Annotated in this window: 1 protein-coding gene; it reads left to right on the top strand. The window is 73.5% G+C overall.

The genetic code is table 11. From position 1 onward, the window contains the following. A partial coding sequence (locus tag HA073_RS30180) for a type I polyketide synthase (RefSeq protein ID WP_166457863.1) occupies window positions 1-1,095 on the top strand: 1,095 nt, incomplete at both ends.

Here is a 1,095-nt window from a genome sequence, read left to right as displayed (position 1 = left end):
CAGGCGGCGATCGAGGCGGCGTCCCGAGCCGAGACCGGCCCCACCGACCGGGCCTCCGCACTGCGCGAGCGGCTCGCGGCCCTGACGTCGCCGGAGGTCGAGGCGTCCCTGCTGGACCTCGTACGCTCCCAGGTCGCCACGGTGCTCGGCCACGCCACCGTGGAGGCGGTGCGGCCGGACCGGGCGTTCCAGCGCCTCGGCTTCGACTCGCTCACCGCAGTCGAGCTGCGCAACCGGCTGACCGCCGAAACCGGCCTCGCGTTGCCCTCCACCCTCGTCTTCGACCACCCGACGCCGGCCGCCCTGGTCGCCTTCATCCGGGAGACCGTGCTCGGAGCATCGGGCGACGCGCCGGCCGACCGCAGGGTCGCCACCGTCGACGACGACCCGATCGTGATCGTCGGCATGGGCTGCCGCCTCCCGGGTGGTGTCGCGTCCCCGGAAGAACTGTGGCAACTGCTCGCCACCGGACGCGACGGCATCTCCGAGTTCCCCCTCGACCGGGGCTGGGACAGCTTCCTCAGCAGCGGCCTGTCCGACACGTCCTTCGCCCGCAGGGGCGGCTTCGTCTACGACGCCGGCGAGTTCGACGCCGAGTTCTTCGGCATCTCGCCGCGGGAGGCGCTCGCCATGGACCCGCAGCAGCGGCTGCTGCTGGAGACCTCGTGGGAGGCAGTCGAGTCGGCGGGCATCGACCCGACCACCCTGCGGGGCGGCGCGGTCGGCGTCTTCGCCGGGGCCAGCTTCCAGGGGTACGCCAGCGGGTCGGTCGGTCGGGCCCAGGAGGTCGGCGGCCACCTGCTCACCGGCAACGCGACAAGCGTGTTGTCGGGCCGGGTGGCGTACTCGTTCGGTTTCGAGGGCCCGGCGGTGACTGTGGACACGGCGTGTTCGTCGTCGCTTGTGGCGTTGCATCTGGCGGCGCAGGCGCTGCGGTCCGGCGAGTGCGACCTCGCCCTGGCCGGCGGCGTCACCGTGATGGCCTCACCGGGCACGTTCGCCGAGTTCTCGATCCAGGGCGGCCTGTCCGCCGACGGCCGCTGCAAGTCGTTCTCGGACGCCGCGGACGGCACGGGCTGGTCCGAGGGCGTCGGC

Source organism: Micromonospora sp. CMU55-4, from assembly GCF_011602315.1.
Lineage (GTDB): Bacteria > Actinomycetota > Actinomycetes > Mycobacteriales > Micromonosporaceae > Micromonospora > Micromonospora chalcea.
This window is presented reverse-complemented; position numbering and strand designations above follow the sequence as displayed.